The sequence below is a fragment of the Inquilinus sp. KBS0705 genome (assembly GCA_005938025.2).
Classification (GTDB): Bacteria; Bacteroidota; Bacteroidia; order Sphingobacteriales; family Sphingobacteriaceae; genus Mucilaginibacter.
In genome coordinates, this window is the sequence record VCCI02000003.1 from 317936 (window position 1) to 336226 (window position 18291).

Sequence of the window (18291 nt, forward strand, 5' to 3'; positions counted from 1 at the left end):
AAACATGATGTAAATTTTGGTGTTATACTAAAAAAAACTACATCATGATAGAAGAGAAAGATACCTCGCCTGCGCATAAAGACGGCAAATACGAATTTCAAATGCACCACTCGGGCCGCGAAATATCCTGTCGTGTCGAGAAGGAACAAAATATACTTAAAGTACATATTGATGATAATATTGAAGCTGAATTGGAAATACAGCCCGATGGCAGTGTAACCCAAACCGGCGGTAATGATCTGGCCGACTCGGCAATTGAATACATCAAAAAACGTGTATTAGGTTAGCAGGTAAATGAACATTACCTACCTTAACCAAACCCTACGTATACTATTGCTTTTCGTATTGGTATTTGGTGTGCTGTATTTTGCGGCCGTTGTACTAATTCCGTTAACGTTTGGCGCGGTGCTGGCCATGTTGCTTTTACCTTTATGCCATTGGCTGCAAAGTAAGGGCATGGCTAACGGCCCGGCTTCCATACTAAGCCTGGTGGCTTTGTTGCTGGTAGTAACAGGGGTTATAGCCCTACTGCAATATCAAATAAGCGATCTGGCAAATGATCTGACTAAAATAGAGCAAAGGGTAGATAGTATTGTTGCCACGCTTAAAACCTATGTAAAACAGCATTTTGGGATATCATACGGGCAGCAGCAAAAAATTATCAAACAGCAGCAAGACGGCGGTATGGAAAAGGTAACCGGCATAATTACCATAATAATAGGCAAACTGGCCGGAATTATTGTTGATACTATACTGGTATTGGTTTATACCTTCCTGTTTATATATTACCGGTCGCACTTTAAAAAATTCATTTTACGATTATTTAAACCCGATAACCGCCCCGAAACCGAAAAGGTGTTGGACGATGCCAGCAGCGTAACGCAGCATTACTTAGGTGGCTTGGGTATGATGATAGTTTTGCTGTGGGTTATGTATGGCATTGGCTTTACCATAGCGGGCGTAAACAACGCCATATTTTTTGCCATACTATGCGGTATACTGGAACTGGTGCCTTTTGCGGGCAACATTACCGGTACATCTATAACTGTATTATATGCGCTGGCGCAAAGCGGCGATAGCCGTATAGTAATAGGTGTTATTATTACTTATGCTTTTGTACAACTGATACAAACCTATATACTGGAGCCCCTGGTGGTGGGCGACAGGCTAAATATAAATCCCTTATTTACCATATTGATAATTGTAGTAGGCGAAGCCGTTTGGGGCATCCCGGGTATGATATTGGCCGTGCCCATCTTAGGCATATTTAAAATAGTTTGCGACCACGTGGAACCACTAAAAGATTATGGGTTTTTAATAGGGCCGCCAAAAGAGAAAAAAGGTGGGCAGGGTAATTTTATTACCCGCATGTTAAAAAAAAGCAAGTAACTATCAGGTTAAAAAGCTTCTGAGCGCTGCTATGGCCTAATTAACATTAATTTTATAACTATACGTTGTAAAAATAATACGCTGCTATAACAAAATTATAGTATTTTCATCCTTGTTGTGTTTACTGGTTTATTTTAACAAACTATATGGGGAAACTTTACTTCGCGTATTTTTTTATACTATCCTTTTTATTTGCGCAGCAGGTTTTTGCCCAGGCACCTGTTATTAAATACCCATCCCCAAAAAGCTTTACAGTAGGCGTTAAAATAAGCACTGTAGCACCCGCGAGTACAGGCGGTACTGTACCAAACGAGGTATACTCGAAAGTAGTTACTATAGCAGGTAATGGCTTTTATGGTTATAAAGACACCACTGCCCTGCAAGCTATGTTTGCCAGCCCGCAAAACACAGCTATCGACAAAAATGGCAACATCTACATAGCCGAATCAAACTTTAATACTATCCGTAAAATAACTGCCGCAGGCGTGGTAAGCACGTTTGCCGGTAACAGCAAGGCAAAAGCCGGGGCAAAAAACGGCCGCGATACAGCCGCACGCTTTAACTATCCGACCGGTGTTGCTGTTGATAAGGCAGGCAATGTATATGTAGCCGACAGGGGTAATAACATGATCAGGAAAATAACGCCTGACGGTGTGGTGACTACATTGGCGGGTTTTATAAATGGCGGATCTGATGACGGGCAAGGAACCGCAGCAAGATTTAATCTGCCCTTTGGTATAGCCGTAGATAAGAATGATAATATTTTTGTGGCTGATACTTACAATCAAAAGATAAGGAAGATAACACCAGGTGGATTAGTAAGTACTGTAGCCGGTTCGGGGCAAACAGGCAAAGACAATGGCTCACGCTTTGCTGCATCATTTAATGTACCGGCTAACCTGGCTGTTGATGATGATGGAAACATTTTTGTGGCTGATCAGAATAACAAGTGTATTCGCAAAATTGCAACTAATGGTACGGTAAGCTTTTTTACAGATACCATTTACACCGAACCCGTAGGTGTAGCGGTAGATAAACTGAAACGGGTATACCTCACAACTGCTAAAACCTATACTATACTACAGTTTAATGCTAACGGGCAGCAGATAGGTAACACGCCATTTTCGGGAAACATATATAAAAACAACGTTGATGGTATAGACACCCTGTCAAGCTACAAAGGAAGCATGGGATTGACATTTGATGGGAAGGATAATCTATTAGTGGCTGACCTGCTCAATGGAACTATACGTAAACTTGCGGTTTCCGGCTACCAAGCAAAACCCCTGTTACCCGATGGCTTAGCTATTAACGGCAAAGGCGAAATTATAGGTACTCCGCTAAAAACAACGCCTTCTGCCACTTATACCATCACAGCATACAATAATTCCGGATCGGGTAGTGCAAAAATAACCTTGGGCGTAGTTAAAGGCACTCAAGCCATTACATTTAATACACCACCTGCGCTAACCTACGGCGATAAGGATTCGACGCTTTTGGCAACAAGTACAGATACGCTTATCAAAATTAATTTTGCCAGCAGTAACCCTTCGGTGGCTACCATTGTAAACGGTAAGGTTCATATTGTTAGCGCGGGTACAACCATAATTACGGCAACCCAGGATGGTAACGTTAATTATGCGCCGGCAACACCCGTTAAACGTACGCTGGTTATAAACAAAGCTACCTTAACTGTTACCGCGGGCGACATTACCCGTACTTATAAAGACAATAACCCCACGCTTTGGATAAGCTATAAGGGCTATGTAAAAAACCAGGACAGCACCATACTTATTACAAAGGCGGTAGCCACAACTACGGCTACCAAAGCGTCGGCAGTAGGGGTGTACCCTATAACTGTAAGCGGTGCATCAGCCAAAAACTATCAGTTTAAATATGTAGCCGGTAAACTAACCGTTTTCCCGGTGCCGGTAATTACGGCAGTTGGTTCAACATCCATAATAAAAGGCGATTCGGTAATATTAAAGGCAAGCCCGGCAAGCGGTTATGCCTTCCAATGGACGTTTAACGGCGACCCCATATGCGGCGCGACAAAAGCTACCTATGCAGCTAAGCAAACCGGGGGGTATAATGTAAATATTACGGCTAATGGATACACTACCTATTCGTTATATACCAGTGTATTGGCGCAGCTTTACCTGCCTGCGGACAACTTTAAATTAAAGCTAACCAGCGTGAGCTGTAAAGGCAGCAACAACGGGTCGATACTGATATCGGCTAATAAAAAGCTTAAATACATTGCAACGGTTACAGGCAACAGCTTAAATAAGCCGTTCAACTTTACCAGTAGCTTAACTATCCCTAACCTTTCGCCGGGCAATTACTCTATTTGTATAGGGGTTGATGGCGAAATATTTTCGCAATGCTTTAAGGTTATCGTAACCGAGCCTAAAGACCTGTCGGTTTACTCTACCGTTAACAAAACCCTTAACAATATTAATTTACAGTTGGATGGCGGCAGCACATTTAACATTACATTAAACGATGTAAATTATACCACCACCCAAAAAGAGATCACCCTGCCTTTATTGGTCGGTACAAACAAAATAAGGATAACAACAGATAACCTGTGCCAGGGTGTAGTTGAAAAAACCATTACGCTAAACGATAAGGTTAAGCCTTTCCCTAACCCGTTCACCAATATTTTATATGTAAACATTGGTAACGCTAAAACCAATAAGGTACAGGTTAAAATAGTAAGCGTTTTAGATGGTAAACAAACTTACAGTAACTCATATACCAACAAGTCGGGCATATTAGAGCTTGACCTGTCTGCATTGGCAAATGGGGTGTATTACCTTAGCTTAAACCTTGACGACAAGCAAAGCGGCTATAAAATAATCAAGAAATAATGAAGCGTATATTAACCATAGCGGTTGTATTATTAATTGCAGCATGTGCTAAAAAAGTGGAGGTAAAGCAACAAATAGCGCCCGATAAAACCGACCTGGTGAAGCCGCTTAAAGACCTTACCTGTAACAACGGCACGGTAATATCGGCTACCGAAAGTTCGGTTGTATTTGAGTGGAACAGGGCCGCGAATAACGATAGTTACGAGTTAACGGTAACCAACCTGCTTACCCAAAAAATAATTAAACAACAAGCCACTACAACCACAGCTACGCTTACTTTACAGCGCAATACACCATACTCGTGGTATGTAACCGGTAAGTACAATAAAACCCTGGCCCTAACCCAAAGCGATACCTGGAAGTTTTATAATGCAGGTGCTGGCACTGTAAGCTATGCACCGTTCCCGGCCGAGATAATTGCACCAACCTTTGGGCAGATATTAAGCCCGGCAAGCGGCAAAATAAACCTTAAATGGAAAGGCAGCGCTGTTGATAATAATATTGTAAGCTATACGGTATACTTTGGCCCTAAAAGCAGCCCGGATGTGTTTAGAGACCAGCTTACCGACCAGTTTATTAATGATGTAGTGGTAAGTAAAGGTACTACCTACTATTGGCGTATAGTTACCGTTGATACCAATGGAAACACCTCCGACTCGGGTATAAAAAACTTTTTTATTAAGTAATAGCTATTTCTTGGCTATACCTTCTACGTGTAAAGATATGGTACTGGCATGCGGTATGCCCAGTGTTGAACCCGGTATAACCTTTAAGTACAGTTTTAAATAACTATTCATAATACCGGTTGACATGCGGATGTAGGTAGCAAGAAAATCGGTATCCAGGCCTACCAACGGTATACGGTAATACATTTTACCTTTATCATCTACATAAACCGAAAAGGAATAGTAAAAATCTTTATAAGCATTTTTTATAGTAATGTTAAAAGTAGGATCAAGGTAATCATCGGCTGTGCTGTAGTTATTATCCAGGTAGTTGGGTTTGGTTACACGCTTTGTTATGGTAATATCCGGGCTTTTGCTGATGAGCTGAACCACTTGTTGTGCTGCAAAGGCTTTTTTATAATCTGCATGTGCTTTTGCAGCCAGGGCCTTAATAAACAGGCTATCTTTATGTGTTACCCGTTTTAGCAACGAGGTGTCTTCCTTTAACTTATTTTTGATAAACCCTTCCGAGTAAAATAACATGGTCACCCTCGATCCGTTAATATTCATCGAATCGTTTTTGGCTTCAAGCAATTCAAGCACCAGGCTATCCTTACTCATTTTCTTCATCCGCAAAAACGAGCGCGCCGTGTTAAATACCGAATCGGTACCCAGCGATAGGGGGAAGTTAAGGAACTGTTTTTTTACCGGGCTATACAATGCTGCCGAATCTTCAGATACAAAACGCAGTTTCCACTCGGGTTGCAGGTGGTAGCCATACTCGTTAAACGACAGGCCGTTCTTTTGCCGCCTCGCCACCTCAATAAACGTAATTCCCTGTATGCTTTTAAACGATATAATGGGTTTTTCGCCATGCCCCGGCCCGGGTGGGCGGCTGCAATTTGTTAACAAAACAATAGCAAAAGCCAAAAGGATAAATAGTAACGGTCGTTGATAATTTAACGGCATGCAGCTAAAATATATATTATTTATAAGTGTGTTTAATTTATTTACGCTATCCCAGCACCTCCTCTAAAACCTCGTGCGATTTAATGTTGCCAAAGCCCTCAATATGCATGGCATAGTACTCCAGCAATTTATTTATCAGGTAACGGCGTTCGTCGTTATTTAGTTTTACTTCATCAATAGTGCCAAAATTACTTTGCAAAAGGGTGTAAAAGTTTTTAGTATGCGGCGGCGACAGGTATTGTACGCTATCGGGTTTGTAATTAGTAAACACGCCATCCTTCATGTCAAAATAATTGGCATTTGCGGCTTGCAGTCCATGTGGGTAAAACCCCATATATCGCGTTAGCTGAATTAAAAACAGCAGGTGAAAGTTAGCCAGCCCGGTGGTTTTATTATCCAGCAATTCAATGGCGTTAAATATAAAATCAAATATATTCTCGTCGGGTGTTTGCTGTTTAACCGCCTTGTACAGCACTTCATTTAAAAACATGGCAATACAGCTTTTTACAATATCATAAGGGATGCTTTGCAGGGTGGGCGAGTTCTTAAGTTCGGATATACGCTGAATATTCCCCGCGGCTTTATGGTATACTACCATATCTACCAAATGCAGCGGTTGCAGCATATTGCGGCTTATTTTTGCCTTTGGTTTTTTTGCCCCGTTTATGATGTATGATTGCAGCCCAAACTTTTCGGTAAATATTTGCACTACAATGCTGCTTTCGCTGTAGTCGGTGGTTTTAAATACAATGCCCCTTGTTTTATGCAGCATGCTTTAACAACAATAATAGCTTGGGTACAAAAATAATAAGGCCTGTTACCAGCGCAAAAAAGGCGGTAATTAATACAGCGGCCGCGCTGATATCTTTTACATGCCCGGCCAGTTTATTATATCCCGGCGATACAAGGTCGGTTAAGGTTTCAATGGCGGTATTTAATAACTCGGCCACTAATACCAGCATAATGCATAAGGCCACCCACTGCCATTCGTCAACATTTAGTTTTAAAAACCAACCCAAAGCAATGGCCAAAATAGCGGCTACGGTATGTATCCTAAAGTTTTGTTGAGTATTAAAAGCGTAAGCTATACCCTTAAAGGCAAAGCCAAAACTGCGAATGAGTTTTTTCATTGAGGTTACTTTTTAGCAAACTGTTTGGCCAATAAAATTAAAAAGCTGATGCAGCCTGCCAGGCCAAAGCCGGCCGCAGCGCCGCGCATAAAATCCATCCATTTGGCATTGGCCGGTGTGGCATAAAGCTGCCCTATGGTAAACAATATACCTGCTATCACTAATAATAATATAGTGCGGGTAACCTGGTTCTTCATGTTATCTTATTGCTTTTTTTATGGGTTTAAAGCCAGCCTTAACGGTATACAAATATATTTTATTTATGTTAGCAATGGTTAAAACGCGCAACCATAACAGCATTTTACCGTTATACAAAAATGGATCTGAAACTAAACGACAAAGTAGCCATTGTATTGGCGGCAAGCAAGGGGCTGGGCAAGGCCATAGCGTTGGCTTTATCTGCCGAGGGCGCTAAGGTGATCATTGGATCGAGAGATGAAACTGAACTTAATACAACTGCCGACGAGATACGACAACAAACCGGCGGCGAAGTTGTAGCTATACCTGTTGATGTAGCCGATGCTAAGCAGGTAAACAACTTTATAAAAAAGGCCGGTGAAGCTTTTGGCCATATAGATATTTTATTGAACAATGCAGGAGGCCCTCCTTTTGATAAATTCGAAAACTTTGATGAAGATGCCTGGCAAAAAGCGTTCGACCTGAATTTGCTGAGCATGGCACGTACCAGCAAATTGGTATTACCTTATATGAAACAGGCAGGCAGCGGGCGAATTATTAATATCATCAGTGGTTCGGTTAAATCGGTATTGGCTAATTCGGTATTGTCTACCGCTATGCGGATGGGTGTGGTAGGTATGGCTAAGCTAATGGCCGATGAACTGGGGCCTTACAATATCACCGTAAATAATGTTGCGCCGGGGTTGATACTTACCGATCGTATAAAGCACACCATGCCTAAAGATGTTGACCCTGAACAGGCTATAAAAGATAAGGCTAAAACCATACCCCTGGGCCGCATTGGCAAACCCGAAGAATTGGCCGCCCTTGTAGCATTTTTAGCATCAGAGCAGGCAGCCTATATAAGCGGGCAAACCATACAGGTTGATGGCGGCGACGGAAGAAATATTTATTAGGGCGATTAATTAATAATGTAAATAATTATGCGATTATTAAAAAACTTGTCGGCGACCCCTCCCTGCCCTCCCCAGGGAGGGAATAGTAACTATCCCACCTGTTTTTTGCCTCTTATAGCATTATATAATTTAGGGCCGCGCACTATCAAAAATCCAACAACCATTCCTAAAGCAACGCTGCTCCAGGTTTCTTTAGCCGGGTCAACAGTTAATATGCTAAATACCGCAAGCGATATGGCAACAATGCCGGCAAATACCAGCAGGTAAATTTTAGCTTTCATATATCAAAGTTACAAGTTTGCATCTATCCATGCTTCTCTTTGTTTAAACCAGTTATCCATGTAGTCAACTTCTTTAGGGTATGTGCCTAAAACTACCGGGTTTGGCCAAACATAAACACCCAGTATATCCCATGCCCTAAAGTTTTCATTTGCCGATTCAGTTAAATAAGCTTTTGTATCGGTGATGCTTTTATGCATGGCCGGTAATTCATTAGCTTTCATGTGGTCCCAGCGGGCACGTACTTTTGCTTTAAAAGCGGGGTCTTCAAATAAATGGCTAAACCATAGGCCGTCCCTTACCCACCATCCCTCAGGTTTGGTAGCGTCGCTGTAATCAACATTCCCTGCACCCAGGTCAAAATCCCAGGCAGGGCCCATGCCAAGTTTACCGCCACGGTCTTTATAATAATACATGCTGCTAAAGTTTGCTGCATCCTGGTTTTTAAATAATTCATTCACCAAAAACCAGTTAATGAACGAGTCGGTGTTAATGTATTTGGCGTAGCCGGTAGTAGGGTTAGCAAAATCGGCAGCAAGTATGGCGTTTTCGGTTTGCTGCATATAATTATGGATGTAATCTAACTGCACGGGTACAATATCCTCAGGTTCTTTGATACTGAAGGGCAGGTTGCCGGCTGTGCTAAACATAAATTCGGCGTCCTTTCGTTGGTCAAGTTCAACTAAGTAGCCGCCTGTAATGGCATCGCCGCTTACATCGCTTGCTTTTAATTCGGTAATATCTACCCTGCCCGGTTTAATTTCTACCTGCTCACACAGTAAATAATTACCTGCATATTGGCCGTTCATTATAACTTCTACAAAAATACCGTGAGGTGTAAAATCGCCTTTTAACTGTTGCGATAAGTTATAAGCCAGGTAATTACGCATTAGGGTTTTATCAGAATAATTGGCCAGCAAAACCCAGCTTTTTGCAGCAGTTAAACCAAAAATAGAGGCCTTTTTGTCCAGTTTAATCTTATAGGGCTTTTTAGGCATTCCCCAGGTAGAGTTACCACGGCCCTTTATCTGCATTACCATTGCCGAGCTATCCTGATCAAGATCGACATTTGGGTTGATGCTAAGGCTGCCGTCTACATAATCATCTTTTGATACCACAGGGCTGGCAGTATTTATGTAAAATATAGGCAGGCCGGTAAAATTATATATGCTAACGGTAAACGTTTTAACCGCGCCTTTCGAGTCGGTTACGGTGTATTTAACCGGCTTGGTAAAGTCATTTTGGGTTACGCCGCTTTGTTGTACTGCATCGCCAACTTTTACAACCGATGCTGCATCTTTAAAAGAAAAACTCAATACAAAGCTATGGTTGTTTTGGAACGAGGGCACATCGCCTTTAACAGCGCTGCCATCAATATTTAAAACTACATCTGATGGTACCTTGCCGGGGTTTTTGGCCGCTTCCAGCTTAAATTCCAGGTCGGCTTTAACGACTGGGTCCGGAGGTACAATAACCGGGTCTTTTTTACAGCCCCATAGCAGTAGCAATATGCATATGCCGCCTAAATATTTTCTCATAAATAATAATTGGTAGTGCAAGTTAAAAAAAAGCGGCAATAAGCTTAACACATAAGTGACAATTAGATATGCAGGGAATTATTAAGTTTGCCGGAATAATTAATAATAATGGACAGCAAATTATCCGCAGAAAAATACCGCGCCTTAACCAAACTTACCGAAGGTGACTTTAAAGCATTTTTATATGATTGCGACGGCACACTTGCCGACAATATGGGGGCACATAAGGAAAGCTACATACGTGTAGCTGCCGATGAAGGCGTGGTAATTGAGGGTGATATTATTGATGAATTTGCAGGCCTGCCCACTATAAATGTTATTGGCGAAATAAACAAACGCTATAACACCAACTTTGACCCCGCCGGCTTTGCGCAACGCAAGCATGATGTATTTGTGAGCGAGTATATCGAAAAAACACAGCCTATAGATTATGTGGTTAACCACCTTAAAAACCACGCCGGTAAAGTTAAAATCGGTGTAGTATCGGGTGGGGGGCGCACCTCTGTTGAAAAAACGCTGCGCGTTTTAGGGATAGACCACCTGGTGGAGGTATTGGTTTGCGCAGGCGAGACCCCGCATGGCAAACCCTACGCCGATCCGTTTTTGGCTGCTGCCAAACAGTTGGGCGTAGAACCAAACAAATGCCTTGTTTTTGAAGACGGCGAACCCGGTGTACAAGCCGCGGAGGCCGCCGGTATGCAATGGATAAGGATTGATAAAGTGTAAGGAGAGGCTGCCGAAATTATAAGTTCCTAAAAGCTTATACAGCAAACGCGTTTACACTACCAACTATAAATAGACTTCAGCAGATCGGTAAAGCTGTGTATGTTGTAAACATAATTGTTAAACATATCGGTGCCAAAAACAAGATACTGCTCCAGCATGCCATCTAACACAAAAAATATATTTACCAATATAAACATGGCTAAAATATAGCCTGCCTGTTTGCGGGCCAACACCAGGCTGCCATGCAGCCATATAATAAGGTAGCTGCCATATAACAGTGTATTATCTATGTCGCTTTTATGCCTTATCAGTGGGAAATATAGCGGCATTAAAATAATGCGGATGGTATAGGTAAAACCCAGGCAAAAAAGCAGGAACACCGTAACCTCGGCTAAATTGTAGCGGGTACGAAAAACCAGCCAAAGTAATATAGCCTCAACGGGCAATAAAACCAGCGCCCGGTATTTACTTAAATGGTAAAGCTCGCGGCCAAACTCGTTATGTAAATTGGTTATTTTGTCTTCGTAATCAAACACATAGGGGTATAAAAAAGTAAGTATACCGGCAGTAACCAAAAAGAAGAGTACCGGGCTAAAATACTTTTTACGTTGCCCGCCAAAGTACCCATCGTACACGCTAACCGGGTGTATAAACAGATCTTTAATTAGCTTTAATATGCCTTTATCGGTATGTGTAAAAACATGCCATACTTCATGGAAAAGCTCGTGAAGGGTTAGGCGGTGTACCCCGGCTTTTTGCCCGCATTCGTGGCAGTGCTTACCCGCAAGCAAAGTTCCGCAATTGCTGCAATTAAGGTGTATCTCGTGCTTTTTTGAGTTCATCTATCGGAGGGGGCAGAAAGTATGCGAAAGGTTTGTTTTTTATACCGCAAATTAATAGAAATAGTGGAAATTCGAGCGTGCAATATGATGTTTTTCTTGCTTAACCTATCTGCATTACTATTTGCTCAAAGTTTTTTCCTGATGGCCTTAAACTCGCTACCCGGTTCTTTTAAGTCCCCACCTGTCCGTGTGGACAACAGCGGACTTTAAATAAATTTTTTTATATGGAATTAAATTTTATATTAGTGAGTAAGAGGTAGCGAAAAAAAACGAAAAATTCCGCTGTGACCAACAAAAAAAGACAATAATTTATAGCAAAAACTGCAAAGGAAATGGCCTATACGTGCCGGAAAGCCACTTTTTTTCATTTAAACCATATTTAACAAACATAGCCCGCCACCGTAAAATAATTTCAATGCGTTTGCTCAAAAAAATTGAGCATTAATTGGGATTTCAACAAGTCAAAATACCCCTATTTAGCCATTGCTTTTTCTCTGATTGCCTTAAACTCGCTACCCGGTTTCCATCCCGGGAAAGTGCTCTCGTTGCTTAGTTTATAACCTATCCTGAACATCAAAGCAGCCGTTTGGGCCATGCCCTTGGTATCCATGGCATCGGTATACTCGTCTGATGGTTGGTGGTAGTGCTTGTCGTTATACTCCTTAAATTGCTCTTTGCCAAACGCTTCGCCCTTAGTTACCGAATTGGCACCGTTGTGCAGGTCTAAAGCAGGAACGCCCAGTTTGGCAAAGTTAAAGTGGTCGCTGCGGAAGTAGCCACCTGCGCCGGGGTTATCATCGCCTACCACATCCCAGCCGTGCTGTTTGGCTTCGGCAGCAACATAGTCGTCTAAATCGTTTTGGCCTTTGCCCGTAATGCCAAAGTCCTTGGTTTCGCCAAAGGCAGATAAAGCATCAATGTTAAGATTAGCCACTGTTTTGTTTAAAGGATAAATAGGATGGGTAGCATAATACTCAGACCCCAACAAGCCCTGTTCCTCGGCTGTAACCGCCAGGAATACCACCGAACGTTTAGGTTTGCCAGCCTGCTGACTGAACTTTTTAGCGATCGCCATTATTGCAGCAACACCACTGGCGTTATCAACCGCGCCATTGTAAATGCTGTCGCCTTTGGCATCGGGTGTGCCTACGCCTAAATGGTCCCAATGGGCGGTATATAAAATGGCTTCATCAGGTTTTGCAGTGCCTTTAATAGTGGCAATTACATTATGCGATTTAGAATAGTTAAGCTTATTATGTAAAGTAAGCGATGCAAAGCTGTTTAATGCCACGGCTTTAAAAGCCTTATTGCGTGCATAGGCACGTATATCGCCGGTAATACCAGCGGTTGCCAAAAGCTTTTTGGCCGCATCCTCGCTTATCCATCCTTCGGCTATGCAGCGATTCATGTGCTTGTCTGTTTGCTGCAGGTATAGTTTAGATTCGGCAAAACTGGTGCCTATAACCTGCCAACCGTAGCTGGCAGGCTCTGTTTGGTGCACAATAAGCACACCGGCAGCACCTTGCCGGGCAGCCTCTTCGTACTTGTAGGTCCAGCGGCCATAATAGGTCATGGTATCACCTTTAAAAAAGTCATTCCTGCCCGATTTAAAGCCCGGGTCGTTTACTAAAACAATTACCGTTTTCCCTTTTACATCCAGGCCTTTATAGTCGTTCCAGCCATATTCAGGTGCAACTACCCCAAAGCCGGCAAACACCAGGGGCGATTTATTAAGCGTTACAGTATTCATTTCGCGGCGGGTGCTGGCCACAAAATCAACTTCGGGTTTAAAGGTGGCGTTTACCTTGCCGCTTATTTGCATATCGGCCTTTTCGGCGGTTATTTCAACCATTGGCACATCCTGAAAGTAGCTGCCATTGTTGCCCGGTTCCAACCCAAGCTTTTTAAACTCGCCGGCTATGTAAGCAATGGTTTTATCTTCGCCAGAGGTAAACGGTTTGCGCCCGGTTAACGAGTCGTTGGCCAGTACTGCAATGTGTTGTTTAATATCTAAAGCCATACCGGTATCGGGTGTGGCGGTTGTAGTTTCTTTTTTATCGTTGCCTGCGCAGCCGGCCAAAAAAGTAGCCATCGCTGTAAAAGCTAAAACACCTGTTAGGTTTAATTTCATGATAAAATGGTTTTATACGTCAAATATATAATAATGGGTTAATTAATGGGGCGTCATAATCATATCAGGCATACATTTTTAATATAAATTCCGTATTTTTGCAACCTCTAAAAATTGAGTGGAACATATTGATGTACAAGGAATATAAGCAGTTAAATTTATCGCAAACAGGCAAAGATGTGCTGGAGTTTTGGAAACAGAAAGGCATATTTGAAAAAAGCATAAGCAGCCGTCCGGCAAGCAAACCGTATACTTTTTACGAGGGGCCGCCAAGCGCTAATGGTATGCCCGGTATTCACCATGTTATGGGCCGGTCTATCAAAGATATTTTTTGCCGTTACAAAACCCTTAAAGGTTACCAGGTTAAACGTAAAGGCGGATGGGATACCCATGGCCTGCCTATTGAGCTTGCGGTCGAAAAATCGTTAGGCATCACTAAGGATGATATTGGTAAAAAAATAACCGTTAAGGAATATAACGATGCCTGCCGTAAAGAGGTAATGCGCTATACTGATGTATGGAATGACCTTACCCTTAAAATGGGTTACTGGGTAGACCTTGACAACCCTTATGTTACCTACGAAAACGAATACATTGAAACCCTTTGGTGGATACTAAAGGAACTATATAACAAAGACCTTTTATACAAAGGATATACCGTACAGCCATACTCGCCAAAATCGGGTACGGGTTTAAGTTCGCATGAGCTTAACCAGCCGGGTACCTACAAAATGGTGAAGGACACTACCATTACTGCCCAGTTTAAAGTAAAGCGCGATAAAGATTCGGAATTTTTATTTGAAGGCGTAGATACAGATGTATTTATACTGGCCTGGACAACCACGCCGTGGACATTGCCATCAAACTGTGCTTTGGCTGTAGGCGAAAATATAAGCTATGTTAAGGTAGCTACATTTAACCCTTACACCTACGAGCCGGTTTGTGTTATACTGGCTAAAGACCTGGTTAAAAAATATTTTAAAGCCGAAGGCGAGAACGCCTCTTTTGATGATTATAAAGGCGGCGATAAAGTTATCCCTTATAAAATTGAGGCTGAATTAAAAGGCAGCGATCTGGTTGGTTTGCATTATGAGCAGTTAATGCCTTATGTAACCAATGCCGACCTGGAGCAAAATGCTTTCCGCGTAATTCCCGCAGACTTTGTTACCACCGAGGATGGTACGGGTATAGTACACACCGCATCTGTTTTTGGTGCGGATGACTTTAGAGCATGTAAAGAAAACAACGTGCCATCGGTAATGGTGAAGGACGAGAATGGTAAGGATGTTCCGTTAGTGAACAAACAGGGCCGTTTTGTTGACGAGGTTACCGACTATGCGGGCCGTTACGTAAAAGAAGAATATTACAGCAATGAAGAGCGCGCCGAAGAAGGTTTTAAGCCTACTGATGTGTTGATCTCCATTAAGCTGAAAACAGAAAATAAAGCATTCGACGTAAAAAAATACGAGCACAGCTACCCGCACTCTTGGCGTTCGGATGAGCCAATATTATACTATCCGTTGGATAGCTGGTTTATACGCACTACCGCTGTAAAAGAAAAGCTGGTTGCACTAAACAAAACCATTAACTGGAAACCCGAAAGTACCGGTACCGGCCGTTTTGGTAACTGGCTGGAAAACCTGGTGGACTGGAACCTGTCGCGTTCACGTTACTGGGGAACACCATTGCCCATCTGGCGCGAAGAGAACGGTGGCGAGGAAAAATGCATAGGCTCGATAGCCGAGCTGAATGCCGAGATAGAAAGATCAATAGCAGCCGGTTTTATGCCTGCAGGCTTCAAGCTGGAAGATATGCACCGCCCTTATGTGGATGATGTAATATTAACTTCATCAACCGGTAACAAAATGTTCCGCGAGCCCGACCTGATAGACGTTTGGTTTGATAGCGGTGCCATGCCTTACGCGCAATGGCATTTCCCGTTCGAGAACAAGGAAGAATTTGCAGCAGCCTACCCGGCAGATTTTATAGCTGAGGGTGTTGACCAAACCCGTGGCTGGTTTTTTACCCTGCACGCTATAGCCGTAATGCTAAGCGAAGCAAGCGACGAGGTAAAAGCCGTGAACGAAAAGGTTGGCAATAAAGGTATCGCGTTTAAAAATGTGATATCAAATGGTTTGGTGCTTGATAAGAATGGCAACAAAATGTCTAAACGTTTAGGCAACGGTATAGATCCATTTGAAACTATTGAGCAGTTTGGTGCCGATGCCGCCCGCTGGTATATGATAAGCAATGCCGCGCCCTGGGATAACCTAAAATTTAATATAGAAGGCCTTGACGAAGTTCGCCGCAAGTTTTTCGGTACGCTGTATAACACTTACTCGTTTTTTGTGCTATACGCCAATATAGACAAGTTTGATTACAGCGCAGCCGAAATAGCGATAGATAAACGCCCCGAGCTTGACCGTTGGATCATATCCTTATTAAATACCCTAAGCAAGGAGGTTGATGGTTATTACGCCGATTTTGAACCTACCAAAGCCGCACGTGCCATACAGGAATTTGTTGATGTGCATTTTAGTAACTGGTATATCCGCCTAAGCCGTCGCCGTTTCTGGCGCTCAGATAATTCTGACGACAAGCTTTCGGCCTACCAAACCTTATATACCTGTTTAATTGATATCGCTAAATTAATGTCGCCAATTGCGCCGTTTTTTGCCGAGCGTTTATATACCGACTTGAACAGCGTTACAAAAAAAGAAACGTTTGAATCAGTGCACCTGGCTTACTTCCCTGAATTTAATGCCGGCCTTGTTGATACGGCTTTAGAAGAGCGTATGCAATTGGCGCAGGATGTATCGTCATTAGTGTTATCGCTTCGTAAAAAGATAGAGATACCAGTACGCCGCCCATTAGGCAAAATACTACTGCCGATACTTGATAAAGGCTTTAAAGAGCAGGTAGAGAAAGTTAAGGAGCTGATATTATCAGAAACTAACATTAAAGCGATAGAATACATTACTGATACCGCCGGCTTTATCAAAAAGAAGATAAAACCAAACTTTAAAGCTCTTGGCGCTAAGGTAGGTAAAGACATGAAAGATGTAGCCGCAGCCATTAATTCATTAGGCCAGGAGGATATAGCTAAGTTGGAAGCTGAAGGTGCAATTCCGGTGCTTGATAGTAAATATTCGATACTACTATCAGACGTAGAAATCATAGCAGAAGACGTACCGGGATGGCAGGTTGCAAATTTAGGCAAACTAACCGTGGCTTTAGATGTTACGATAACCAACGAACTGAAAGAGGAGGGAATATCAAGGGAACTGGTGAACAGGATACAAAATTTGCGTAAAGCAAAGGAGTTTGAAGTTACCGACCGAATAAAAGTAGTTGTAAGCGATAGCGAATTTATACGCGACGCCACGAAAAATAATTTAAACTATATTTGCGCCGAAATTTTAGCTGATAGCCTTGTGCTTGATAATGAGCTGAATGACGGTGATAAAGTAGAGATTGATGGAAATGAAATTTTAATAGTAATTAGTAAAAGTTAAATGGAAACTACAAAAACAAGATATTCTGATTCAGAATTAAAAGAGTTTAAAGACCTGCTTTTAGAGAAACTACGTAGCTCGAAAGAAGAGCTTAACGCTTTAGCTACATCTTTAAGCTCGCCTAATGCTAATGGTACAGATGATACTGCCGGTACTTATAAAACACTGGAAGATGGATCGGCTACTTTAGAGAAAGAGCAAATTAACCAACTGGCTGCCCGCCAGAAAAAATTTATTGAGCAACTGGAAGCTGCGTTAGTGCGCATAGAGAACAAAACTTATGGCATTTGCCGCGAAACCGGTAAGCTTATCCCTAAAGAGCGTTTACGTGCCGTACCGCACACTACGCTAACTATGGAAGCTAAATTAAAGCAATAAATGAAGGCTGCTTACACCAAACCTTTTTTAACTGCCGCTTTTATTATCCTGCTTGACCAGATCATTAAAATATGGGTGCGCAGCCACATGCAAATTGGAGAAGAGATACATCTTTTAGGCAATAGGGGCATGCTGCACTATACCGAAAACAACGGTATGGCCTTTGGCATGGAGCTGGGCGGCGAGTTTGGTAAACTGGCATTAACACTTTTTCGTATTGTTGCTGTTTGTGGCATAGGCTATGGGCTGGTGCATTTAATAAAGCATAAATATCATCGTGGTTTAATTATGATGGTAGCTTTAATACTGGCAGGCGCTGTTGGTAACATTATCGATTCTACCTTTTACGGTATTATTTATAAATACGCATCGTTGTTTCATGGCCGTGTGGTTGATATGTTTTATTTCCCGCTATTATCAGGTCATTTCCCGCATTGGGTACCCATATGGGGTGGCGAAGAATACATCTTTTTTAGGCCGGTATTTAACCTGGCCGACTCTGCCATATCGGTAGGGGTAATTATGATATTGCTAAATCAAAAGCGCTATTTTAAGCAAGAGGTAATTGAAGAAAGCAACCCCAACAGCGAAATGGTAGAAGAATAAGCTACCTTAAATCACTTAACATAAACACAAAGCCGCCTAACAGCGGCTTTGTTGCTTTATAACTATCTGATATTTAGATTGTAGGAAATATATATAATAATATGTGTTGCGTATTAAACTATATTGGCGTAAATACATCTATATATAAACAAATAA

At 42.3% G+C, this 18291-nt stretch carries 17 protein-coding genes; 9 read left to right on the top strand and 8 right to left on the bottom strand.

Annotated elements, in window-relative coordinates; all coding sequences use genetic code 11:
• The first annotated feature begins 44 nt into the window (after positions 1–44).
• The 4 genes from FFF34_015685 to FFF34_015700 all read left to right on the top strand — a co-directional run bounded on the left by FFF34_015685 (position 45) and on the right by FFF34_015700 (position 4948).
• Complete coding sequence (locus tag FFF34_015685; GenBank protein ID TSD64002.1) at positions 45–287, top strand: hypothetical protein; 243 nt, start codon at positions 45–47, stop codon at positions 285–287.
• A 13-nt stretch (positions 288–300) separates the two neighbouring features.
• A complete protein-coding gene (locus FFF34_015690; GenBank protein TSD64179.1) occupies positions 301–1389 on the top strand; it encodes an AI-2E family transporter in 1089 nt (362 codons plus the stop codon).
• A 146-nt stretch (positions 1390–1535) separates the two neighbouring features.
• A complete protein-coding gene (locus FFF34_015695; protein TSD64003.1) occupies positions 1536–4262 on the top strand; it encodes a T9SS type A sorting domain-containing protein in 2727 nt (908 codons plus the stop codon).
• Positions 4262–4948 carry a hypothetical protein gene (locus FFF34_015700; protein ID TSD64004.1) on the top strand — a complete coding sequence of 229 codons (687 nt, stop codon included), beginning with the start codon at positions 4262–4264 and terminating at the stop codon, positions 4946–4948. Before FFF34_015695 ends, FFF34_015700 begins: the two co-directional genes overlap by 1 nt.
• A gap of 3 nt (positions 4949–4951) precedes the next feature.
• Here FFF34_015700 and FFF34_015705 read toward each other — a convergent pair whose 3' ends face one another.
• From FFF34_015705 to FFF34_015720, 4 genes are all read right to left on the bottom strand, one after another.
• Positions 4952–5857: a hypothetical protein gene (locus tag FFF34_015705; GenBank protein TSD64005.1), complete on the bottom strand. Its 906-nt coding sequence runs from the start codon at positions 5855–5857 to the stop codon at positions 4952–4954.
• An 85-nt stretch (positions 5858–5942) separates the two neighbouring features.
• Positions 5943–6668 carry a DNA repair protein RecO gene (recO, locus tag FFF34_015710; GenBank protein TSD64006.1) on the bottom strand — a complete coding sequence of 242 codons (726 nt, stop codon included), beginning with the start codon at positions 6666–6668 and terminating at the stop codon, positions 5943–5945.
• Positions 6658–7026 carry a diacylglycerol kinase family protein gene (locus FFF34_015715; GenBank protein TSD64007.1) on the bottom strand — a complete coding sequence of 123 codons (369 nt, stop codon included), beginning with the start codon at positions 7024–7026 and terminating at the stop codon, positions 6658–6660. Before FFF34_015715 ends, recO begins: the two co-directional genes overlap by 11 nt.
• A 5-nt stretch (positions 7027–7031) precedes the next feature.
• Positions 7032–7223, bottom strand: coding sequence for a hypothetical protein (locus FFF34_015720; protein TSD64008.1), 192 nt, complete (start codon positions 7221–7223; stop codon positions 7032–7034).
• Positions 7224–7343: 120 nt separating this feature from the next.
• On the opposite strand from FFF34_015720, the gene FFF34_015725 reads away from it, so the two are divergent.
• Positions 7344–8120: an SDR family oxidoreductase gene (locus FFF34_015725; protein TSD64009.1), complete on the top strand. Its 777-nt coding sequence runs from the start codon at positions 7344–7346 to the stop codon at positions 8118–8120.
• Positions 8121–8209: 89 nt separating this feature from the next.
• On the opposite strand, the gene FFF34_015730 is transcribed toward FFF34_015725, so the two are convergent.
• Positions 8210–8401 (bottom strand): hypothetical protein, encoded by a 192-nt coding sequence (locus FFF34_015730; GenBank protein TSD64010.1) that lies wholly within the window; start codon positions 8399–8401, stop codon positions 8210–8212.
• Positions 8402–8410: 9 nt separating this feature from the next.
• The gene (locus FFF34_015735; GenBank protein ID TSD64011.1) at positions 8411–9937 is read right to left on the bottom strand and encodes a hypothetical protein; all 1527 of its coding nucleotides are present in this window, start codon (positions 9935–9937) and stop codon (positions 8411–8413) included.
• Positions 9938–10045: 108 nt separating this feature from the next.
• Here FFF34_015735 and FFF34_015740 point away from each other — a divergent pair, with 108 nt between their 5' ends.
• Positions 10046–10663 (top strand): HAD-IA family hydrolase, encoded by a 618-nt coding sequence (locus FFF34_015740; GenBank protein ID TSD64012.1) that lies wholly within the window; start codon positions 10046–10048, stop codon positions 10661–10663.
• Positions 10664–10719: 56 nt separating this feature from the next.
• Here the strand turns inward: FFF34_015740 and FFF34_015745 are convergent, their stop codons facing one another.
• Entirely contained in the window at positions 10720–11505 is a 786-nt protein-coding gene (locus FFF34_015745; GenBank protein ID TSD64013.1) for a DUF3667 domain-containing protein, read from the bottom strand.
• Positions 11506–11977: 472 nt separating this feature from the next.
• Entirely contained in the window at positions 11978–13597 is a 1620-nt protein-coding gene (locus FFF34_015750; protein ID TSD64180.1) for a M20/M25/M40 family metallo-hydrolase, read from the bottom strand.
• Positions 13598–13767: 170 nt separating this feature from the next.
• On the opposite strand from FFF34_015750, the gene FFF34_015755 reads away from it, so the two are divergent.
• From FFF34_015755 to FFF34_015765, 3 genes are read left to right on the top strand one after another with little or no spacing between them, the layout of a single operon-like run.
• The gene (locus tag FFF34_015755) at positions 13768–17151 is read left to right on the top strand and encodes an isoleucine--tRNA ligase (GenBank protein TSD64181.1); all 3384 of its coding nucleotides are present in this window, start codon (positions 13768–13770) and stop codon (positions 17149–17151) included.
• On the top strand, positions 17152–17529 hold the full coding sequence (locus FFF34_015760; GenBank protein TSD64014.1) for a TraR/DksA family transcriptional regulator: 378 nt from the start codon (positions 17152–17154) through the stop codon (positions 17527–17529).
• Entirely contained in the window at positions 17530–18135 is a 606-nt protein-coding gene (locus FFF34_015765; protein TSD64015.1) for a lipoprotein signal peptidase, read from the top strand.
• Positions 18136–18291: the final 156 nt, after the last annotated feature.

What these genes read in the sequence shown, in the direction of transcription:
- FFF34_015685 (TSD64002.1), top strand. Translation starts at nt 45, where the DNA reads ATGATAGAAGAGAAAGATACCTCGCCTGCGCATAAAGACGGCAAATAC.
- FFF34_015695 (TSD64003.1), top strand. Translation starts at nt 1,536, where the DNA reads ATGGGGAAACTTTACTTCGCGTATTTTTTTATACTATCCTTTTTATTT.
- FFF34_015700 (TSD64004.1), top strand. Translation starts at nt 4,262, where the DNA reads ATGAAGCGTATATTAACCATAGCGGTTGTATTATTAATTGCAGCATGT.
- recO (TSD64006.1), bottom strand. Translation starts at nt 6,668, where the DNA reads ATGCTGCATAAAACAAGGGGCATTGTATTTAAAACCACCGACTACAGC.
- FFF34_015715 (TSD64007.1), bottom strand. Translation starts at nt 7,026, where the DNA reads ATGAAAAAACTCATTCGCAGTTTTGGCTTTGCCTTTAAGGGTATAGCT.
- FFF34_015720 (TSD64008.1), bottom strand. Translation starts at nt 7,223, where the DNA reads ATGAAGAACCAGGTTACCCGCACTATATTATTATTAGTGATAGCAGGT.
- FFF34_015725 (TSD64009.1), top strand. Translation starts at nt 7,344, where the DNA reads ATGGATCTGAAACTAAACGACAAAGTAGCCATTGTATTGGCGGCAAGC.
- FFF34_015730 (TSD64010.1), bottom strand. Translation starts at nt 8,401, where the DNA reads ATGAAAGCTAAAATTTACCTGCTGGTATTTGCCGGCATTGTTGCCATA.
- FFF34_015735 (TSD64011.1), bottom strand. Translation starts at nt 9,937, where the DNA reads ATGAGAAAATATTTAGGCGGCATATGCATATTGCTACTGCTATGGGGC.
- FFF34_015740 (TSD64012.1), top strand. Translation starts at nt 10,046, where the DNA reads ATGGACAGCAAATTATCCGCAGAAAAATACCGCGCCTTAACCAAACTT.
- FFF34_015745 (TSD64013.1), bottom strand. Translation starts at nt 11,505, where the DNA reads ATGAACTCAAAAAAGCACGAGATACACCTTAATTGCAGCAATTGCGGA.
- FFF34_015750 (TSD64180.1), bottom strand. Translation starts at nt 13,597, where the DNA reads ATGGCTACTTTTTTGGCCGGCTGCGCAGGCAACGATAAAAAAGAAACT.
- FFF34_015755 (TSD64181.1), top strand. Translation starts at nt 13,768, where the DNA reads ATGTACAAGGAATATAAGCAGTTAAATTTATCGCAAACAGGCAAAGAT.
- FFF34_015760 (TSD64014.1), top strand. Translation starts at nt 17,152, where the DNA reads ATGGAAACTACAAAAACAAGATATTCTGATTCAGAATTAAAAGAGTTT.
- FFF34_015765 (TSD64015.1), top strand. Translation starts at nt 17,530, where the DNA reads ATGAAGGCTGCTTACACCAAACCTTTTTTAACTGCCGCTTTTATTATC.